Below are 19,221 nucleotides of genomic sequence, written 5' to 3'. Positions count from 1 at the left end.
GACCCGCAGATCCCAGTCCTGCTCGTTGTCTTTGTGGGCATAAGACAACAAGACATCGACATGGTCCGTCATGGCAGTCCCCCCGGTGATGCGATGAGTTGGTTCCTACTCTGGCAGTCCGCCCGCTGGAGCACGGGAAAGATCCCTGTGATCTCACGGTGCGGCCGAGCCTCAGAATTGGTCCAGACGGGTCGACAGCGCAGTGCCCTGTCTGACGAACTGATCGAGGAAGCCATATCGCGCGTTGCGGACCTGATCCAGCGCAGTCGTGGCGTGCTGGTGGGCGGTGCGGGCGGCGGGGTCGTCGAACTCCGCCAACACCTCGCGCGCCTCGGCGATCAACGACTCCGCCCTGCTCAGCACCCGATAGACATCCCCGTGGACGACCGTGCAGAGCGCCTCGAGCGCCCGGGCAATCGTGGCCAGATCAGTCATAGCGCGGCTCGTCCGGCACTTCGACGGTCACATCGATGTCCTGGGCGGCGGACGACGCCGAGAGCAGCGCCTGATGCGCCGTGTGCAGCAACTCCGCAGCCCGACCCGCCTGGTGGGCGACCCGCTCACCGCCAGCGTGACCACGCACCTGCGCCTCGGTGAGCGCCCGGATCTCCTCGGACTTCTCTGCCATCGTGGAGACTTCCAGCCTTGCCATCGCGAGGAGGTCGAGCGCTGTCCGCCGCTGCTTCACCAGGCCCGGGTCAACCTTGCGCGCCATCCTCAGTTCGCCAGATCGGTGAGGAGTTCGTCGATGTGCCATTGGAGCCCGAGGAGTTGGGCCGCGGAATCGAGGACGTGGCGCTCTGCCGTCGAGACCTGCGACAGCGCCTCCTGACCGGACCGGCTCTGGGCGCCGACGACCCGCGCGAGCTCGTTTCGTTTCTGGTTGAGGTGGTTGGCCGCAGCCTTGAGGCGCATCGACAGTTCGTCCCCGGACTGTTGGATGCGATAGGCCGCAACGCGGACCTCATCGAGCGATGCCATGGTGTCTCCCTCAGACGAGCTGAATCCGGGCCAGGGCCTGCGAGGCTTGGCGAAGAGAAGTGGCCGAGCGGGACAGCGAGTCCTCGACTCGCGTCAGTTGGGCTGTCATGCGCTTGTCGTGACCGCGGCGGCTGCCTTGGAGTTCCTGGGTCACTAGCGCAATGTTGTCGCGGTTGTTCCGCTGAAATTCCGTGATCTGGGTCATTTGTTGATCGATGCTGCGCTGCAGATCCGCAACGAGCGCGATCACTTGGCCGAGAGACATGGGGTACGCCTTTCCGTGGGTCCGATCAGATCGGTGGGTGAGGACTTAATGGGTCAGGACCGGAAAGTCCGGCAGCGAATAGGGCACGATCCGCACTGGGCGGTCCAGCGCGACGGTGTCGACGACCAGCGCCCGGTTGTCCTGGGCCGCCCATTCGAGCAGGGGATCGCCGAGGAACTGCTTGGCCGACTGGGCATCGAGGCGGAGGGCGACCTTGGTGTCGAAGAAGCTCTCCCCGCCGAAGCCGACCTGGTTGCGGAAGAGTTCGAGTTTGGTCCACCACCCCAGGATGTGTACGCCCAACGCCGCGCCGTCCTGGCACAGGGACTGGAACTCCATCGGCAGCCCCCGGCAGCGATCCAACGCATAGCCGAGCACGAACACCGGCTGATCCGAGGCTTGGCCGGTCGCGACGATCCCGTCGTGAAGGTCCTGGACGGTCGACGCGACCCGATCCTTGGGGACATGAACAAAGCTGTTGCCGGACGCGGAGACGACCTGCGCGAGGCCGGCGTACTCATCCGGCCCGCCATCCAGACCATCGAGCACGACAAACCGGGCCCCGCGCACTTGAACCGCGAGCGACGCCCCCGCACTGGACACCAACGTCGCGCCACGGCCGGATCCGACGATCGCGATGTGCCGCCCGAGATCGCGGGGGAGAGGGATCTCCAAGGGGCGGCCATGGACCTCGATGCGCATCCCGAGCAGGGCCGTCGGTGTGGCACTCGCCGCCAGGTCCCGCAGCCGTTGCCGATCCTCTGCGAGGCTGCGACGGCGTTGTCCCTCGAACACATAGGGCGGCAGGGCGTCCGGTCCGCTGAGCTGCCACCAGTGTGTGCGTGCCGGGGCCAGCACACTTTCGTCGGCAAAGGCGATGGTGGACTTCTTGTTGCTGCTGGGGTTGCCGTAGTCGAGATTCACGATTGCCTGACGGGCCCGAAGATGGGCGGCGGCGCTGTTGTTGGGACCGAGCGTCGCGAACGACTCCGACAGCGAGTTCTTGAGGGCGATGCGGATCGGCACCTGGCCGAACAGGCCTTCGCCCGCCGAACCCATCAGGGTCAGGTTGCCCCCGATCGTCTGTGAGGCCAGGACGATGTGGATTCCGGCGGCACGAAAGAGGCGTACGCCCTTGACCAGGAGGTCGCCAATCTCATCGGAGATGCGGTCGCGTTCTGCGAACATCATCTGGAATTCGTCGATCACCAGGAGGATCCGGGGCATCGCAATGTGCGGAGTCTGTTGCCGATATTGCTGAAGGCTCTGCACGCCAGCGGCTTTGAACGTGGCCATCCGCTCGCGATAGACCTCGAAAAGGTGCCGGAAGACGTTGAGCCCGAATTCGCGGTCGGCCTCGAGCCCGAGGACTCGAGCGTGGGGAAGGAACTCACCGGTCTCGGCATTGAAGAACGGTTGGAGCGTCACCCCTTCTTTGAAGTCCAGCAAATAGAGGTGCAATTCCGCTGGAGAATAGCGGTGGCACAGGCTGTGCAGCATCACGGAGATCGCATTGGACTTGCCCTGGCCCACGGCGCCGGTGATCAACACGTTGTGGCGCTGGTTCAACTCGTCGCCGAGGGTCGCCTCGATGACGTCCTCGCCGAATCTGCCCAAGGAGAATGTGATGCCCTCGGCGCTCGATTTCGTCCACGGGGCCGTCAGGGGTTGCACCGATTCGAAAGCGATCGGCGTCACCGCAGTTCGGGCCAACGTGCGGGCGACGCGTTCTGCTTGCCCGATGAGGTCCTGTGCTGAGGGAGCCCGGAAGTCGTCGAGGAAGTCCGGGCCCAGATAGATCCCCCCGTTCTGCACCGACAGCGTTAGACAACGGCTGACCAGAAACGGGTTGACACCCAGCGTCATCGAGTGGATGAGAAAGCTCACTCCCGCCGGTGGCCCGGCCTTGAGCAGCGTGCTCAGGCTGTTCTGGGTCTCCTCGTTCAGGATCGAGACGTCGGTGGAAATCACCACCAGCTTGAAGTTCTCGACAGCGAAGTTGACCCGTGCGCGATAGTCGAACAGGTTCTTTTCCAGGCCTTGGATCACGCCGTTGACGCCTTGGACGTGCTGCCGCAGAAACGTCAGGGTCTCCGTCAGGTCCTGGGTGTCGAAGATGGTTTGCAGGAGTTGTTCGCCGCCGTTGTTGAGCCGCGCGAACGGCGCACCCAAGCCGCTGAGTCCCTCGTCGAAGACGATCACTTCCAGCTGTCCCGGGTGCGTCCGCGCCAACGCTTGCTGGATGATCATCTGGGTGAGGCCGATCGAGTCCCGGTTCTCGATCGAGTCCTCGATCCAGATGTTCCCGTGCGCGAGCAGGGGAAGCTCGAAACGGCCCACAAGCACCTGCGTGGCGGTGTCCAGCACGGTGGCACTTCTCCTTGGTTGTTTGACCCTCAGCTGACGTTCCCGCTGAGCCGCGGCTGGCTGGGACCGGACTAAAATCGCCTACCGCGCGGTGAGCGCGTCCTGGCTCTTCGTGCGTTCGATCACGGTCGTTTTGCGCATGATCTGTTCGTGGATGGAGGCAAGTTCGGCCTGAGCACTTTCGAAGGCCTTCTTGGTCTGGCTCCACTGCACCCGGTGATAGATCATGAAGCCGGCGAATCCTGCTGCGCCGAGGAAAACCAGCCAGAAGAAGCTCAGTTCGAAGGCGAGGAAGAAAGCCACAAGGGCAACCCCGAGTGACTTGAACGGAATGTCTGCCGGCAGCCCCTCCGGCGCTGCGACCGAGGCCAGTTCGGCTGCTTGTGCCTCCAAGTCGGCTCGCTGCACTGCGAGATCGATGAATCGCAGGATGTCCGTCTTGGACCGCTCATTGATCTTGCTGTTCTTGACTCGCTGGGACAGTCGCTGGAGGGTCCTCCGTGCGACAGTTCCGTGCTCTCCGGCGATCAGGTGCTCTACGGCGAAATAGGTGGTGCGGTGGAGCCGGTCACGTTGCGCCGAGTCGATATCGACGGGGATGGACAGCGCGCGTTCCAGCGCATCGAACATCTGGCTGGCCTTGTGCTCCTGCTCGAACGCCCATGCCTTTCGGAGGTGCAGGGTGACCTGCTCGAACGGCACCGCTTTCGCGAGCGCGCGGTCGAAACTCTGGTGGGCTTTGTCATAGATCTTCTGCTGGAAGAAGACCACCCCGCGCACGTGATGGACATCCACCGTGTCCTCACCGAGCTCGTCGAGCACGAAGGCCTCGTCGGCGTCCCGCTTGGCGTCGCGGATCTCATCCCGCATCAGGTTGACCCACGCCGAGACCACATAGGTCAGCGGATTATCCGGTGCCTGCTCCTTCGCCTTCCGAGCAGCGACCCCGGCGGCGCCCTCGTCCTCGATGAAATAGTAGGTCCAGGCCCGCGCCAACCAGTCGATGACCAGCTCTTCCGGCTGACCTGCGTCAGGTTTCCGGCGCAGGCTCAGGTCATAGAGCTCGCGCGCATCCTCGTTGGCGAAGACGTCCAGCGCACGCTCGATGAGCGCCAGTTTGGTGCGGGCCTGCTCGCCGGTCTGGCCCGCCTTCCCGGCACGGGCACCCCACTGCAGTTTCAGTGTGTGCAGTCGTTGTCGAATCTCCTCGGTCGTGGCGTCCCGATCGAGGGGGATTGCCTCATAGAAGTCGGCTTCGGCAGCCGTTGCCTGTGGATCAACAGCAGAACCAGACGCACTCATGATTGCCCCCAACGGATCGCAGCTCTGTCGCGTGACCTAGCAGCCCCGCCGATCGGAGTGCTGTGGTCACCGCCATGCAAACGCAAGGAGGGCGCCGTGTCATGTCATCAGAAACTGGTACAACCGCGGGCACTTCGATAGCCAGAAGCGGGAGCGACGCAACGCGTGGGTGCCCATGCCGGAAGGTCCGCTGCATCCGACGATCCGGAAGTGGAAAGCAGGGCAAGCCGGGCTGGACCCGGAGCCTCCACGAAGGGCACCATCATGCTTGCGATCACCTTCTACGGATTTATCAACTTTATCAACATGCTGTCAGCGCTGGGCCTGGGCTGACAGAAGCGGTTCCGGCCGGTCTTCGAGGAGCGTTGAGAGCCTCGGAGGCCGGCCGGGCCATGGTTCAGTCCTTGGTGCGGCACGCTGCTGTTGGCGGCGCTCACTCGGCCAGCAACCGGCCGATCACTCCGCCGAGCAGCAGATCGTCGGCCTGCCCGAAATGGTGCAGACGCACGTCGCCGTGTTTGTCGACGAGCAGCAGACTCGGCGTACCCCGAAGTCCGAGACGCGTCATCGTCGCCGGTGTGCCGGTTCCCCTTGGCTCGTCGATCGCCACGGGGAACGGGATCCGATATTCACTGAGGAAGACCTTCAGCGCGGCAGGGGTCATCACCTCGTGGTGCTCGAACACCGTGTGCAACCCGAGGACCACCAACTCGTCGCCGAACCCTTGATGAATCCTCGTGGCCTGGGGCAGACCGTGGGCGACGCACCCCGGACACAGCATCTGGAACGCTTCGATGGCGATCACCCGCCCGCGCAGTTCTGCCAGGGTGGGCGCCGGGGGCGTGCCGATCCACTCTGATGCTTCTAGTTCCCCGATCGGGCCGAGGTTGGGCAACTTCATCATGACGCCTCCCAGATCAGGATCATTCGGACACATCGTCTGCGAGGTCGCTCCAATCGGAGCCGGGCTCGCGGTGGGCGATCGAGTCCAACAGACTGGCTCGGACGTGCAGGGCGAACCCTTGGATCTGCGTGAGCAGGCTGGAATCCCAGGACACCAGCCGCTGGAGCAGCCGCGCAATATGCGCTTCCGCGGGACCCGAGGGCTGGTCCCGGGCGCGCCACTCCGCCAGCCAGTCGTCCGCCGCGGATTCGCCATCGCGTTTCGCGACGATCTCCCGAGCCCGACGCTCGCTCTCGGCCACGGCACGCTGCCCCACGATCTCCACGTTTCCGGCCGTGACCGGATAGCCACTGCGCACCAGCGTGCTGTCGACCAAGTCCTTCGGCACGCGCGGTGCGGTCAACGCGATCACATTGCTCGGCACGGTTCCTGTCGAGCGGACGGGGATCCGGGCGTGCAGGTGGCCCGCCATGGCGATGAGCAGGCGGTCAGGGCGGTTGTGGAGGGGGATCATCCCGATCTCGGTGCCGGTCGCGACCGGGCGGAGGGTGACCATGAGGGTGCGTTGGTCGTCGTCGAGGCAGAGGTACGCCGCCCGCGGTTTTTCCGCCGCCACCCCCGTCCAGCGAAATCCCGCCCGGGTGAGGAGCGGAACGCTGGGATGGACCGGCTCGCGATATGTGCGCAGCACGTCCTCGAGGGCATCCCGCACCGCCCCCGGCTCGGCGTCCGTCTGCATCAACCGGCCCTCCAGCAACGGAAGGAAACCCGGACTCGGGGTCGGGCCGGACCTCCGGGTCCGCTGGGCGATCCACACGATGATGCCGGCCGCGACGATCAGGCTCAGGACCATCAACACATCCATGTGCGCATGCCTCCCGGGGCATCGAGGGATGTCCATGCTACCGATGGGCGGCGTACCCTGTGCCCGTGCCGCCCATCGCCGACCTGCACGACTCGCTGCAGGACTTGTCGGAGCTGATCAACCGCCGTTTGGTGATCACCGATGAGTGGTTGCGGGTGGTGGCGTACTCCATCCACGAATCCGAGCTCGACCGCGCCCGGCTCTCGATCGTGCTCGCCCACAGCGATTCGTGGCACGTCCCGCCGGCAGGCGCCGGACCACAGCTGCAGGAGGTCGCCGGGATCGGGCCGGTCCTGTTCACACCCCTGCGCGACCATCGTCATCGCGTGGGTTTCCTGTTGCTCGCTCTCGATCCGGATGAGGGCGTGCTCCCGTCCGCCACCGTCGCCACGCTTGCGGAGCACGCCGGCGAACTGGGTCTGTTGCTGTCCCTCCGCACCCTCTATGCCGAGCGGGACCGCCACCGCGTCCGCGCTCTGCTGGACAGCCTGCTGGGCTCCGATTCGGCCGCTCGGGATTCGGCTGCGGCGGCGCTCGTGGAGGAGGAGATGCTGGGAGCTGCGCGCCAGTACTCCGCCGTAGCCCTCGGGCCCGACCCCCGTGACCCCGCCCACGATCCGGCTCAGGCCGATGCCATTGCCCGGCTCGCGGTCGAGGCGACGATCGACTTCGTGGGGCGCACGTCGACCGCCTCGGTGGCCGGCGCCGGCATCGGCGGCGGCCTGGGCATTCTCGTCTTCCCGCGCCCAGTCGTCGCGGAGCGGTTGGCGCGGATTCTGGAGGAGGAGTACGCCGGCGTCCGCGCCGGGCTGGGTCCGCTCGTGGGCGACCTCACGGAGGTGGGCGGTTCGTTTCGACGGGCGCGCGATGCCTGGCGAGTCGGCGTGGCCACGGGAGCCGAGGCACGGGTCCTCGCATGGTCCGACCTTGGTCTGGACCGCTTGCTCGTGCGATTGCCGCTTGACGAATTGACGCTCGACGACCTGCCGCCTCCAGTGCGGACGCTGCTCAGCGCCGGCTTGGGGACAGAGGTGCTGGGCACGTTGGAGGAATACCTCGCCCACGGTGGCGATGCGGCGGCCACTGCACGCGCGCTGCACGTCCACCGTTCCACGCTCTATTACCGCCTCGACCGCGTCCGCGCCGTCACCGGCGTCGACCTCGCGGACGGTCGGATCCGACGAGAACTCCACACGGGCCTCCGGATCGCCGAGCTTGCGGGGATCATCCCGTGCTGACGTCCGGGCTCGGCGCCCAATCGGCGAAGCGCCCTCTCTAGACGGGTAGTTCCGACGGAGTGTCGGAATTGTGCGAGGGAAATTCCTAAATTTTGCTCTACGACACGACATAGTGCTGCCTCCTAGGCTGGTGCCATCACAGCAACTCAACGCGGAGGACACCCATGAAGGATTTGCGGATCGCCATCGTCGGCGGCGGCATCGGCGGCCTGACGCTCGCCCTGGCACTGCGACAGAAGGGCTTCGACGCCACCATCTATGAGCAGGCGGACGAACTCCGCGAGGTCGGTGCTGCGGTGGCGTTGTCGGCGAACGCGACGCGGTTCTATACGGGGCGGCTGGAGTTGGCGGACGCGATTTCGAAGGTCTGGTACGAGGTCCAGGCCCTCATCTATCGTGACGGACGCAGCGGCGACAAGATCGCGGAGCATCGCTTCGACTACAAGGCCCGCTATGGCGCACCGTATGTCGGCATTCATCGCGCCGACCTCCAGGTTGTCCTCTCGCAGGCGGTCGGCCTCGACAGGATCGAGTTGAGCAAGCGCCTGCTCGAGATCGACGATTCCGGCAATGAGGCCGTGTTGAAGTTCGCGGACGGGTCCACCGCGACGGCCGATTTGGTCATCGGCGCCGACGGTGCCCGCTCCACCGTCCGCCGCCTGATGCTCGGCTATGACGACGCGCTCTATTCGGGCGCCAGCGCCTTTCGCGGCGTCGTTACCCCGGACAAGATGCCGTCCATGCCCGACCCGGAGGCCATCCAGTTCTGGATGGGTGACGGCCGCCACTGCCTGCACTATCCGATCGGTGCCGACGGCGACCACAACTTCTTCCTTGTCGAACGCAATCCCTCTCCCTGGCCGCACAAGGCGTGGATCGCCCCGACGGACGACGCGGAGAAGCTCGCCGGCTTTGGTGACTGGCACCCAGCGATTATCGAGATGGTGTCCGCGGTGACGTGCACCGAGCGCTGGGCGCTGTTTCACCGGCCCCCGTTGAGCCGCTGGACGAAGGGCCGCATCACGCTGATCGGTGATGCCGCGCACGCTCTGGTCCCCCACCACGGTCAGGGCGCGAACACGTCCATCGAGGACGCGATCGTGCTGGCCGACAAGCTCGCCGCCACAAACGACCTCGATGAGGCGCGTGCCGATTTCGAACGCGTTCGTCGGGGCCGGACCCGCAAGATCCAGTACGCCTCCATCACCAACGCCGACGTCCTCCATCTGCCGCCGGGTCAGCGTGCGGACGAGCGCAACGCCCGCCTCGCTGATCCGTCCTCCTGGGATCGTCACCTGGACTGGATCCACTCCTTCAAGGCGGATGAGGAGGAGCCGAGCGACCGCCAGGGCGGTACGTGGCTCTGACGTCACAAACCGCGCGGAGAGGGGGGTCGACGGAGATAGTTGTCGTCGACCCCCCTCCCGTTGCGGTTTCTGACCGAACCCCCGAGTAGCCGCCGTCATGAGCGAGCGGCGCTAGGATCGACGGCGTCCCGAGGAGGTCCGCCATGAAGCTCGCCACCCTGCGCCACGACACCGGCACGATCGCCGTGCGAATCGACGGCGACAGCGCGACCGCTCTGGGCGCGCCCACCGTCGAGGCACTGTTGGCCGATCCTGCGCGGTTTGCGGAGGCGGGACGCGCGAGCGGTCCGGCGATTCCCCTGAGCGATCCCGATTATGCGCCCGTGGTGACGTGGCCCGGGAAGATCATCTGCGTCGGGCAGAACTACCTCAACCACATCCTCGAGATGGGGCGCGAGGCGCCGGACTATCCGACGCTCTTCACCAAGTTCCCCGAGGCCCTTATCGGCGCCCGCGACGACATCCAGTTGCCGCCCGAGTCGGACAAGGGCGACTGGGAATGTGAGCTCGCGATCGTGATCGGGCGACCGGTCCGCCGGGCGACGGAGGCCGAGGCGGACGCCGCGATTGCCGGCTTCACGATCATCAATGACATCTCGATGCGTGACTGGCAGAACCGCACGCTGATGTGGGATCAGGGCAAGACCTGGGAGCACTCGGCACCGTTCGGCCCCTGGCTGGTCACTCCGGATGAGCTCCCCGGCGGCACCCGGCCGGCGTTGGAGGTCCGCTGTCTCGTCGACGGCGAGGTCATGCAGTCGGACAACACGAGGGATCTGGTGTTCGATCCGGTTGCGCTGGTGCAGTATGTCTCGACCATCCTCACCCTCAAACCCGGCGACGTCATCGCTTCCGGGACGTCGGGCGGGGTTGGTCATGCCCGCAAGCCACCTCGCTATCTGACCGACGGCGCCGAGGTGATCACCGAGATCGAGCATCTCGGACGGTGCATCAACAGGGCCGTCGCGGAGGAGATCTGAATGCCTGATCTGGCGGAATCGTTGCAGTGGGTGCGCCTCGGCGTGGACCTGTTCGCCAAGGCGCTGGCGGCGCAGGACGACGATCGTCTCGCGCAGGAGTCGAGCCTGCCCGGCTGGACCGAGGCAGACTTGGTTGCGCATGTGGTGGAACGGGTGGGGACGTACGCGGCAGCGCTGGGCGCCACGGTTCCGGCCGCGGCCTCCACCACGGCGCCGACCGAACTGCGCGAGTCCTATCGGAAGACCGCATTGGCCCTGCGGGAAGTGTTGGGCGAACGACCCAAGCGTGCCGATTGGACGGACACCGTCACCGTCGATGGCGCCGAGCAGACCTCCGGTGACCTGCCGTGGCTCCTCGCCCGAGAGCTCTTGATCCACGCGACCGACTTGGGCGACGAGGTCTATTTCACCGATCTGCCCCCGGGGTTCCTCGCCGCCTTGATCGACGACATGGTCCGGCACCGGACGAACGACGGAACCCCGGCCCTGGAGGTCCTCTCCCAGGACACCGGGGAGGCGTGGCGCCTGGACGGTCCGGGTGAACCCCTGCGGGTGATGGCGCGGGCTGCGGACATGGCCGCGTGGTTGGCGGGGCGCGAAGGGGCGAAGGTCAAGGTCTTGGGCCCCGGTGAGCTGCCGGTGCTGACGCGCTGGCTCTGACGCAGTCCGACTAGTCGACCAGATCGGCGGGCGCCGAGAACGTGTTGCACGCACTGAGGCGATCCGAGCCGCTGGCCCCAGCACCGGCCTTGAACCACCGTGTCTGAGCGCGGCCAGTGCCGTGGGTGGCGGCCCAGTCAGGCGGCACGGCGGCTCTGCTCGCGAGGAAGTCGCCGAACTCCGGGGCCCGCACGGCGAGTGGCCCTTCCGGCCCCACCAGAAGGCCGGTCAGGCATTCGGCTTGGAGCTCGAGACGCCGCGACAACTCCTGGGCTCGAGCACCTCCGTTCGGTTCGGTTCGCGTCGCCCGCTGTTCCCGGGCGACGATGGCCAGCATCCCGGTCTGGTGTTGCAGGTGGTGGCCGAACTCGTGAGCGATGACCTCCACATAATGCAGGGGGTCATCCGGGGCCAAGTCGGTCCGGTAATAGATGGTGTTGTTCGCTCCGCAATAGAGCCCTGCCCAGTCGCCCGGCTCCTCCGTGCTCAGAACGCAGCTGGACCGCTCCATCTCCGATGCCGTCGCGAGCGCCGGGGGCTGGAGGTTGACGCCGGCGGCCCCGAACGGTGCTTCGTGGACGGCCATCAGGCAGTCGACGAGTGACTGCAGATAGCCGGCCAGAGCGTCCTCCTGCACCGAACCGCGCTGCAGACGCACGTCCGGACAGGTCGTCTCGCCGAGTTGGACCCGCGTGAGGACGTTGCGGCTCAGCCGATCGCGCCCGCTCGTGCTGGCCGTCGGCGCCGGACTCGAATGTGGGGCCGGGGAGACCGAGCGGTCCGGCGCCGGCGCGGCGGTGCTCACCGGGACGGAGGCCGACGTGGAGGGTGGAGCGGATCGGACGAGCACCACCAGCGTGAGCGCGGAGAGGACGGAGAACACCACCACGCCCGTCGCCACCCAGACCACAAGACCGCCACCCCTGCGGGATGGCGGTGAGTTGAGATGGGGGAGGTGGGACATCCGGCGGTCAGTGCTCCGATCGCTGCTCGCGGGGCAGTTTGCGACCGACAAGATGGGCCTGATGAGGTGACACCGTCTTGCCGACGATCGGGTTCTGTCGGAAGCTGCCCAGATCCGTGCGTTTGGCGGCTTCGACCAACCCGGATTCCGCTTCGGCCTCCGCGACACCACTGGCCCGCCGCTCAGACTCATTCCGGACCAGTCCGGTGAGTCGGTCCAGCACGTCGGCCGGCATCGGCGGGGCCGGAAGTTCCCGCACGGCGGCGCCAGCCTCGGACAAGGCCTCGGCGAGTTCAGTGCACTCGGGACACATCTGCAGGTGCGTCTCGACGCGCTGCTGCTCGTCGGGAGTCAGCAGGTGCTCAGCGGCGTCCGCGAGGACTTCGAGCGCGATGTGCTCGCATCTGCGCTGCCCGGGCACTTGATCGGTCACTGGATCCTCACATTCGGTCGGGCGGTTCGTGCTGTGCAGTCCGAGGACTCCACTTGGCGGCTCGACACCCCGTGGGGGACAGGGCGGGGCGACTCCGGTTGGACGGTCGTCCTGCTTCGGTTGGTTCCCATCATCCCCGAGCGGCTTCGGTGCCGCGCGTTTCGCGCAGGTGCGCCAGCAGCGGCACGAGCTTGGCCCGGCCCCGGGAACAACGACTCTTGATGGTACCCACCGCACAGCCCAGAATTTGCGCCGCTTCCTCGACCGAATAACCCTCCATATCGACCAGGACCAAGGCGGCCCGCTGGTCGGCGTTGATCTGGCTCAGCGCGTTCGCCACGTCGGTCCGGCGCTCCTTGACCTCCAGATCATCGCTCTCCGGGATGATGCCGAGTTCCATGGCCCGATCCGGGTCCTCCGGCAGCGGGTCGGCCCGGCGCACCTTGTTGCGCCGGATGCGGTCGAGGCAGGCGTTGACCACGATGCGATGGAGCCACGTGGTGACCGCTGCGTCGCCACGGAAGGTGTCGGCACGGCGGAAGGCGGAGATATAGGCGTCCTGAAGCGCATCCGCCGCCTCCTCGGGGTTGCGCATGGTCCGCAGGGCCACCGCCCACAGGCGGTTGGCGTGGCGGGTCACGAGCACTTCGAACGCGAGGGGGTCACCGGCGACGTGGTCGCTCAGGAGTTCGCTGTCGGAGCGATCATCGATCACGGCGCGAACCTCCCAGGAAGTGGTGCCGCTGCCTCCGCGGCTGCGGGTGCAGATGTTGCCATCTCACCGTACGCCACGAAGTCAGCCCCAGAACACCGCTTCCGCGATGCCTCCGGTGAATGGCGGCCCGGGGGGCGGCAATTCCCTGAGCACGACCAGGACGAATCGCGTTTGGACCGGCTGGTCCGTCGTGAAGGTGACGGCCTCGCGCTCGGCGCTCGCCGCCGCCGGCTGACGCGGCGACGCGGTCGCCTGGACCTGGCGCCAGTCGGCGAAGACCCCGGACTGCTTGATGCTGTCGAGGTTCCCGGCTGCCTCGGCGCCGGCCTCCGGAATCCGGAGTTCCACGCTGGATCCGTAGCCCGCCAGCACCAGGTCCGCCCGCGAGACCTCGCGTACCTCGCCGAGATCGAACACCACGCCAATGCCGTCGGCCTTGTTCATTCCCGCTGCCCGATAGGGGACGGTCTCCCAGGCTGTTTCCTGGTTCCCGTCATGCGCCTGGGCCACCTGGTCCGGGTTCTCCTGGCGGTCGTTGCCCTGGGGATCGAAGTCGATCGCCCCCACGATCGGCCACTGCGTCGGCGGGGCGCCGTCGCCGGCACGGTCCTGTCCGAACCTCATCCCCACGGCGATCAGGCTGCCGAACAGCACGATGAGCGTGAGCGCGATCAGCCAGCGGATCCAGCGTCGGGGCGGATCTCCGGGCAATTCCTCGTCCAGCGCGGATCGGGGATAGCTCGTGGATCGGCTGTAGCTCGTTTCAGGCGCGTCCGACGGCGTCCACTGATGGGACGGGGACTCCTCACGGATCGCTGCGAACTCGTCGGTCGGCTCCTCGTCCCGGATGGCGGGAATGCGGCCTGTCGGCGCATCGGGGTCGGCCAGCGGAGCAAGCGGCAGCCCGGCGGCCGTGTCGAAATCGGAGAAGTCCTTGTCCGGCACGTGCTCCGGATCTTCAGGCATGTGGACGACCGGCACGGGATAGCGCAGGCGGCGTTCGAGGTCCTGCGCGGCATTGGCGGTGCCGAGCACCTGGTTGAGCGATCGAACGATGTCCTGAGCCGTGTGCAACGGCTCCTCACGCTGCCGCGGCACCGGCGACAGGATGCGGTCGCAGATCGTGTCCAGCGCGGGCGATACGCCGGCCCGCACCTGGCGTGGCGTGAGCAACTGGCCCTCTGCGTCGACGGGGGCGGCAGCCATTCCGTGCGCGTGGCCACCGGGCCAGCGCGACACCAGCGTGCAATAGAGCAGCCGGCCGAGGTCGGCGATGTCGACCCGTTCGGGATCGGTGCTCGGGATCAGGGGGTGGTGGCGGAGCGGAGAGAGCTCCGACTCCAGCAGGAAACCGACGATCTTGACGTTGCCGGTTGCGGTGATCACCACCGTGTCGGGGTTGATGCGCTCGTGATAGAGCCCTTGCTCGTGCATGCCCGCCAGTCCGTCGGCCACCTCGCGGACGACCCAGGCCGCTTCGAGCGCGCTCAGCGGTCCGGAGGCGAGGAGCTGTTCGAGCGACACGCCGGGGGCGTACTCACACACGATGTATGGCCCCACCGGATCCTCCGGCTCCGGCTCCCAGTGCTCCGAGCCGGGTCCGGTCAGCCGCAGCGGTTCGTCCCCGGGCTGGGCGTCGAGGACCCGCAGGAAGCGGGAGTCGGTCGCGACCGCCGCTCGTCGGGCAGCGGTCAGCAACTGTTCATCGTCCTCGCCGGGCGGCAAGAGGTGGATGAGGACGGGTCGGGACAGCACCCGGTCGGTGGCGCGCCACGTCTGGGTCTCGGTGCGGCGCACGAGGATTTCCTCGAGCTTGTATCGCCCACCCAGCACCCGGCCCGGCCGCACCCGGATCGGGTGCACCTCCTCCGCAGTGTCGTGCTGGTCCTCGTCGTCCACGGTCCCCCCGAGATCATCTGTGTTCTCATCATCCCCCGTCGGCAATGCCGTCGTCGGGGCATCGGGATCCAGCGGCGGCTCGAGATCCTCCGCCAGCGGCTCGCGGATCGCGGCCTGAACTCGCGTGGCGATGTCGGATTCGTCCTGTGTGGGGTCGTCGTTCGTGGGGGGTACGCCGGCTTCGGCGTCCGGTGCGGCTGCGCTCCCGCCGCGGTTGCGGCGTCGGAGGCGGGACAGCATCTGGGTGAGTTCGGTGATGTGGAAGACCCGCCCCAGCACCAAATAGGAGCCGACGGCCACGATGCCGCCCAGGGCCAGTCCCAGGAGAGTCTGCCCCGGGGTCTCGCCGAGCCGGTCGGCGAGGAGACCGGCCAGGGCGGCGCCCGGCGCGATGGCGACCGTGACCCGCACCACGTGGCGCACCAACTCGGCCGCGTGCAATTCCGGCAGGAACCTGCGCAGGTGTCGGAAGGAGATGAACAGACCGATCAGATAGGCGAGCGACAGCGCGAGCGCCAACATCGGGGCGACCGTCGAGGGCCGGTCAGCGCGCAGGACGAACGCGAGCGACAGGCCGATCTGGACCGCGGCGATGACGACCTGGATGAAGAACGTGTCCCGGTTGCGCTCGAGTGCGTAATAGGTGCGCAGGCACACGTGCTGAATGGTGAACGGCACGAGCCCGGCGGCGAACGCCATGATCGTCCAGCCGATCAGGGGAGCGTCCCGCGCACCCGTGCCGTTGCCGAACAGCAGCCGGGCGATCGGATGGCCCAGTGCGACCAGCAGCAGCGCAGCGGGCACGAGTGCGGTCGCGACCAGCCGCATGGTGCGCATGACCTCGGCCGCGGTGCCGGCGGTGTCGCCTGCGGCGGCAAGTCGGGAGGCCGAGGTCACCATCGCGGTCGCCAGGGACACGGTGATCAGGGAGTGCGGCAGCAGGAAGACCAGATAGGCGTTGTTGTAGACGGTGAGACCCGCGCCTGTTCCGCCGGCGGTGGCCGAGGTGGCGAGTCGGCTGACGACCGCCAGCGCCACCTGGTTCACCAGCACGAAGCCCACGGCCCAGCCGGCGAGCTTGAACGTCTTGCCCAGACCGGTGCCCTTGAGATCGAAGCGGGGACGGAACCGATAACCCATCCGGCGCAGGAAGATCACCATCACGACGGCCTGGAGGATCGAGCCCAACAGATAGCCGCCGCCCAGCACCCAGATCTGGGCGGGGCTGAAGGGATCCTCGCCGTCGGTCTTGCCCCACGCGGTCAGGAACACCACGAACGAGAGGACCTGGATGACGTTGCTCGCCACCGGTGCCCACATCATCGGACCGAACCGGTCGCGGGCGTTGAGGATCTGCCCGAGGACGACGAAGGCGCCATAGAAGAACACCTCGGGCAGGGTGATCATCGTGAGGAACACCATGGCCTGGTAGTGGTCGGCCATCTCCGGACTTCGCCACCGGTCCGACGAATAGATCCGGGTGATCAGCGGGGCGGCCAGCGTCACCGTGACGGTGACGATGAGCAGGATCAGCAAGAAGGCCGTGGTGATCCGGTTCGTGTAGGCCTCACCGCCGTCCTCGTCGTGTTTCGCCGCACGGGTGAGCTGCGGAACGAGCACGCTGTTCAGCGCACCGCCGGCGAACAGGATGTAGAGAGCCGTCGGCACGGTGATCGCCACCGCATAGATGTCGGCTTGGGCGGTTCCGTTGCCGATGACGTACGCCGCCAGCGCCACCCGCGCCAGCCCCAACACCCGCGAGACCATCGTGCCGGAGCCCATGACGGCCAGGGCCTTGAGCAGACGGCGCGTGGCGCCACCCCCGGCGCTCTGGCCGACGTCCGCAGCGGACCGGTCGGCTTCCACCGCGCGTCCGTCGGCCTCCGCAGCGGCCCGGTCGGCTTCCGCCGCGGGTCGGTCGGCCTCCACCGCATCGCGGGCGGGCGAGCCGGCGGGCACCGGCGCAGTTTCGGCGTCGGAGTCGAGCTCTGCCGGGCCACCCTGACGAGGGCTCTCGTTCACCGTTTTTCTCCTCCGTCGGACCTCGCTGGGGTCCGCTCGTGGGGGGCTGCGCCTTCCGGGGACCGATCCTGCACCACGGGCTGCTCCTCGGCAGCGTCCGGTCCGACCGGCGGCGGGTCTGATCGATCTATCGTGACGACGGGAGGCGTCGTGTGCACATCGGGTGCCACTCGGCGGCCCGCCTGGCGCTCGCGACGGACCTGGCGGATCCGGAGGGCGCTGGTGGCGATCAGCACGATGCCGGAGGCGACAACGATGATCCAGCCGACTCGGCCGAAGTTGGTGGCCTCGACAGTGAGCCAGACGCGCTTGCTCACCGGAGTCCCGCCCGGCGTGGTCACCTGGGCCGAGATCCGGACCGGCCCGTTGCCCACTGCCTTGGGCTGCACGTTGACGGTCACGCCCTGGTTGGCGGGGATGATGAGGTCGGGCATCGCCGGGATCGACAGTCGTTGGGGCTGGAACGATTCAAAGGTGAGCGTGACCCGGATGGGTTGATCAAGGTTGTTCGTCACCGTCATCGGGAACGACCCCGACTGACCCGACATGATGACCGATCGCTGAGCGGTCAGCTCCACCGATTGACCATTCCAGAGCTGCCGAGCAGCCTGGAGCTGCGGGGCTGCGTACCGATCGAAACCCTGCCGGTCATCCCGCCACCAACTGCTGGCCGCCCGGGCCATGGTCGCGGCGGCCATCCGAGAGGTGTCCTCGCCCTCGGCGAGCATCTCGATGAAGGGCCCATAGCCCTTCACGATCTCCTGAAGCGCGGCCACCTGTGGTTCGGTGAGTTCCGCCACGCGGTCGGCGTCGCCATAGGCCAGCTGGCGATCCCAGTCCACGGGGGTCTCCGTGAGCAGGTTGGTAAGGGTGGTGCGTCGCAGCCAGGGCGCCTGGGCGGCCACGTCGGCCTCCGCCGCCTCGGCGTTGGTGATGACCCGGACGGTCGTCGAACCCGACTCGGTGTTGGCCGCGAGGAAGCTCTCGGCGAGCATCCGTTGACGGGTCTGCACCAGCGACTGGGCGGGCTCGGGGCCGGGCCCCCCGGACGTGCTGCCGGGCGAGAAGTTGATGATCGGGGCGGTGCCGACGGGGGCGATGAGAGCGCCCCGCGCGTCCGCGCCGGAGGCCAGGATCGCGGCCGGGCCAAGGGACTCCGCCAGGGCGACGGCTTCGTTGTCGAGGGCGCCGCCGGCGGAATAGACCAGCAGCGGCAGACCGTCTGCGGCCTGATTGTCGGTGGTCGTGGCCGCGCGCCTCACGACATCGGCCAGCCCGATCCGCTGGAGCAGCGTGAGGTCGGGGATCGCGAAGGGCAGACGGAATCCGCGGGCGGGGTCGAGGCGACCGTATGCCTCCAGCCACCGGCCCGCAGCGTCCGAACCCGGGCCCTCCTGGTCGCCGTCGGGGGTGCGGACCACGTAACCATCCGCCATCGCCCTCAGTTCATCGAGCAACGAGGGGTCGACGAGCCAGGACACCTGATCCCGCTGGGCCGAGCGCAGCAGCACCGTGAGCCGCCCGTCCGGGGCGAGTTCGTCGGCGAGGTGGTGGTCGGCGAACACGCCGGGCTCGATCATCGAGGGCTGGCTCGACAGCAACACGGCGCTCGCGACCGTGTTCGTGCCCTCGGTGGCCGCCGAACCGACCGGGCCGAGCGGCAGCAGGACCCTGGCCTGTCCGAGGGTCGAGAGCGTGCGGCCGCCATGGCGGCCGACGACCTGGGCGCCGATGAGATAGGCACCGGACGTGCGCACGAAGGAGAAGGCGGACATGGGGACCGACAGCTCGAAGGTCCGGGTTTCGCCGGGAGCCCAGGTCTGCTGTTCCGGCGCGAGGCGTCTGTAGGCGCCCTCGGTCCACAGCTGATATCCGTTCACGCTCTCCGGCGTCTGGCCGGCGACCGTCCGCAGATCCTCGAGGTCGGTGAGGCTTGAGCGGTGCCGCCACAGGACCACCTGGGCGGAATCGATCGGTTCGCTCGACGTGTTGCGGGCCGTCCCGCGGATCGTCAGAGTGTCGGATCGGCTCGGCAGCGCCGGATCGAGCCCGGTCAGGTGCACGTCGACCGGCGGGAGATCGTCTTGGGCGTACGCCGGCTGCGGCGCCCCGAGAGCCCCCGCGACCACCAGCAGGAAGGTGAGCACGAGCAGTCCCGCGCGGGTGCCGAGAACGCCGGCGACCCGTCGAACACGGCCCCCCGGCCACGTGTCCCGGCCCAGACTGCTCACTTGGTCATCGTAGTCGCCGGGGTCCCGT

At 67.5% G+C, this 19,221-nt stretch carries 17 protein-coding genes; 4 read left to right on the top strand and 13 right to left on the bottom strand.

Going from position 1 to position 19,221, the window contains the following annotated elements; all coding sequences use genetic code 11:
* Positions 1-171: 171 nt before the first annotated feature.
* The 8 genes from ACQ260_RS10230 to ACQ260_RS10195 form a co-directional block, all read right to left on the bottom strand.
* The gene (locus tag ACQ260_RS10230) at positions 172-435 is read right to left on the bottom strand and encodes a hypothetical protein (protein ID WP_432559339.1); all 264 of its coding nucleotides are present in this window, start codon (positions 433-435) and stop codon (positions 172-174) included.
* A complete protein-coding gene (locus ACQ260_RS10225) occupies positions 428-715 on the bottom strand; it encodes a hypothetical protein (protein ID WP_432559338.1) in 288 nt (95 codons plus the stop codon). Before ACQ260_RS10225 ends, ACQ260_RS10230 begins: the two co-directional genes overlap by 8 nt.
* A 2-nt stretch (positions 716-717) precedes the next feature.
* Complete coding sequence (locus ACQ260_RS10220) at positions 718-981, bottom strand: hypothetical protein (protein ID WP_432559337.1); 264 nt, start codon at positions 979-981, stop codon at positions 718-720.
* Positions 982-991: 10 nt separating this feature from the next.
* Positions 992-1,246, bottom strand: coding sequence for a hypothetical protein (locus ACQ260_RS10215; protein WP_432559336.1), 255 nt, complete (start codon positions 1,244-1,246; stop codon positions 992-994).
* Positions 1,247-1,291: 45 nt separating this feature from the next.
* Complete coding sequence (locus tag ACQ260_RS10210) at positions 1,292-3,613, bottom strand: FtsK/SpoIIIE domain-containing protein (RefSeq protein WP_432559335.1); 2,322 nt, start codon at positions 3,611-3,613, stop codon at positions 1,292-1,294.
* Positions 3,614-3,694: 81 nt separating this feature from the next.
* A complete protein-coding gene (locus tag ACQ260_RS10205) occupies positions 3,695-4,915 on the bottom strand; it encodes a tetratricopeptide repeat protein (protein WP_432559334.1) in 1,221 nt (406 codons plus the stop codon).
* Between the two features lie 433 nt (positions 4,916-5,348).
* A complete protein-coding gene (locus tag ACQ260_RS10200; protein ID WP_432559333.1) occupies positions 5,349-5,819 on the bottom strand; it encodes a thioredoxin domain-containing protein in 471 nt (156 codons plus the stop codon).
* A gap of 19 nt (positions 5,820-5,838) precedes the next feature.
* Positions 5,839-6,684 carry a hypothetical protein gene (locus tag ACQ260_RS10195; protein ID WP_432559332.1) on the bottom strand — a complete coding sequence of 282 codons (846 nt, stop codon included), beginning with the start codon at positions 6,682-6,684 and terminating at the stop codon, positions 5,839-5,841.
* Between the two features lie 65 nt (positions 6,685-6,749).
* Here ACQ260_RS10195 and ACQ260_RS10190 point away from each other — a divergent pair, with 65 nt between their 5' ends.
* The 4 genes from ACQ260_RS10190 to ACQ260_RS10175 all read left to right on the top strand — a co-directional run bounded on the left by ACQ260_RS10190 (position 6,750) and on the right by ACQ260_RS10175 (position 10,929).
* Positions 6,750-7,922 carry a PucR family transcriptional regulator gene (locus ACQ260_RS10190; RefSeq protein WP_432559331.1) on the top strand — a complete coding sequence of 391 codons (1,173 nt, stop codon included), beginning with the start codon at positions 6,750-6,752 and terminating at the stop codon, positions 7,920-7,922.
* 164 nt (positions 7,923-8,086) lie between these two features.
* Entirely contained in the window at positions 8,087-9,289 is a 1,203-nt protein-coding gene (locus ACQ260_RS10185) for an FAD-dependent monooxygenase (RefSeq protein WP_432559330.1), read from the top strand.
* 143 nt (positions 9,290-9,432) lie between these two features.
* Positions 9,433-10,269 (top strand): fumarylacetoacetate hydrolase family protein, encoded by an 837-nt coding sequence (locus tag ACQ260_RS10180; protein ID WP_432559329.1) that lies wholly within the window; start codon positions 9,433-9,435, stop codon positions 10,267-10,269.
* The gene (locus ACQ260_RS10175) at positions 10,270-10,929 is read left to right on the top strand and encodes a maleylpyruvate isomerase family mycothiol-dependent enzyme (RefSeq protein ID WP_432559328.1); all 660 of its coding nucleotides are present in this window, start codon (positions 10,270-10,272) and stop codon (positions 10,927-10,929) included.
* A 10-nt stretch (positions 10,930-10,939) separates the two neighbouring features.
* Here ACQ260_RS10175 and ACQ260_RS10170 read toward each other — a convergent pair whose 3' ends face one another.
* The 5 genes from ACQ260_RS10170 to ACQ260_RS10150 all read right to left on the bottom strand — a co-directional run bounded on the left by ACQ260_RS10170 (position 10,940) and on the right by ACQ260_RS10150 (position 19,193).
* On the bottom strand, positions 10,940-11,893 hold the full coding sequence (locus tag ACQ260_RS10170; RefSeq protein ID WP_432559327.1) for a neutral zinc metallopeptidase: 954 nt from the start codon (positions 11,891-11,893) through the stop codon (positions 10,940-10,942).
* A 7-nt stretch (positions 11,894-11,900) separates the two neighbouring features.
* Entirely contained in the window at positions 11,901-12,326 is a 426-nt protein-coding gene (locus tag ACQ260_RS10165; RefSeq protein WP_432559326.1) for an anti-sigma factor family protein, read from the bottom strand.
* 130 nt (positions 12,327-12,456) lie between these two features.
* On the bottom strand, positions 12,457-13,041 hold the full coding sequence (sigM, locus tag ACQ260_RS10160; RefSeq protein ID WP_432559325.1) for an RNA polymerase sigma factor SigM: 585 nt from the start codon (positions 13,039-13,041) through the stop codon (positions 12,457-12,459).
* Positions 13,042-13,122: 81 nt separating this feature from the next.
* Positions 13,123-16,962: a murein biosynthesis integral membrane protein MurJ gene (gene murJ, locus ACQ260_RS10155; RefSeq protein ID WP_432559324.1), complete on the bottom strand. Its 3,840-nt coding sequence runs from the start codon at positions 16,960-16,962 to the stop codon at positions 13,123-13,125.
* Positions 16,959-19,193, bottom strand: coding sequence for a DUF6049 family protein (locus ACQ260_RS10150; protein ID WP_432559323.1), 2,235 nt, complete (start codon positions 19,191-19,193; stop codon positions 16,959-16,961). Before ACQ260_RS10150 ends, murJ begins: the two co-directional genes overlap by 4 nt.
* Positions 19,194-19,221 lie beyond the last annotated feature (28 nt).

The sequence above is a fragment of the Ammonicoccus luteus genome (assembly GCF_050880385.1).
Lineage (GTDB): Bacteria > Actinomycetota > Actinomycetes > Propionibacteriales > Propionibacteriaceae > Enemella.
Note: the sequence above shows the minus strand (reverse complement) of the source record. Positions and strands in the feature narration are given on the sequence as shown.

Coding starts and splice junctions, on each gene's coding strand:
- ACQ260_RS10200 (WP_432559333.1), bottom strand. CDS start 5,819: ATGATGAAGTTGCCCAACCTCGGCCCGATCGGGGAACTAGAAGCATCA.
- ACQ260_RS10230 (WP_432559339.1), bottom strand. CDS start 435: ATGACTGATCTGGCCACGATTGCCCGGGCGCTCGAGGCGCTCTGCACG.
- ACQ260_RS10185 (WP_432559330.1), top strand. CDS start 8,087: ATGAAGGATTTGCGGATCGCCATCGTCGGCGGCGGCATCGGCGGCCTG.
- ACQ260_RS10195 (WP_432559332.1), bottom strand. CDS start 6,684: ATGGATGTGTTGATGGTCCTGAGCCTGATCGTCGCGGCCGGCATCATC.
- ACQ260_RS10225 (WP_432559338.1), bottom strand. CDS start 715: ATGGCGCGCAAGGTTGACCCGGGCCTGGTGAAGCAGCGGCGGACAGCG.
- ACQ260_RS10205 (WP_432559334.1), bottom strand. CDS start 4,915: ATGAGTGCGTCTGGTTCTGCTGTTGATCCACAGGCAACGGCTGCCGAA.
- ACQ260_RS10220 (WP_432559337.1), bottom strand. CDS start 981: ATGGCATCGCTCGATGAGGTCCGCGTTGCGGCCTATCGCATCCAACAG.
- ACQ260_RS10170 (WP_432559327.1), bottom strand. CDS start 11,893: ATGTCCCACCTCCCCCATCTCAACTCACCGCCATCCCGCAGGGGTGGC.
- ACQ260_RS10180 (WP_432559329.1), top strand. CDS start 9,433: ATGAAGCTCGCCACCCTGCGCCACGACACCGGCACGATCGCCGTGCGA.
- ACQ260_RS10215 (WP_432559336.1), bottom strand. CDS start 1,246: ATGTCTCTCGGCCAAGTGATCGCGCTCGTTGCGGATCTGCAGCGCAGC.
- ACQ260_RS10175 (WP_432559328.1), top strand. CDS start 10,270: ATGCCTGATCTGGCGGAATCGTTGCAGTGGGTGCGCCTCGGCGTGGAC.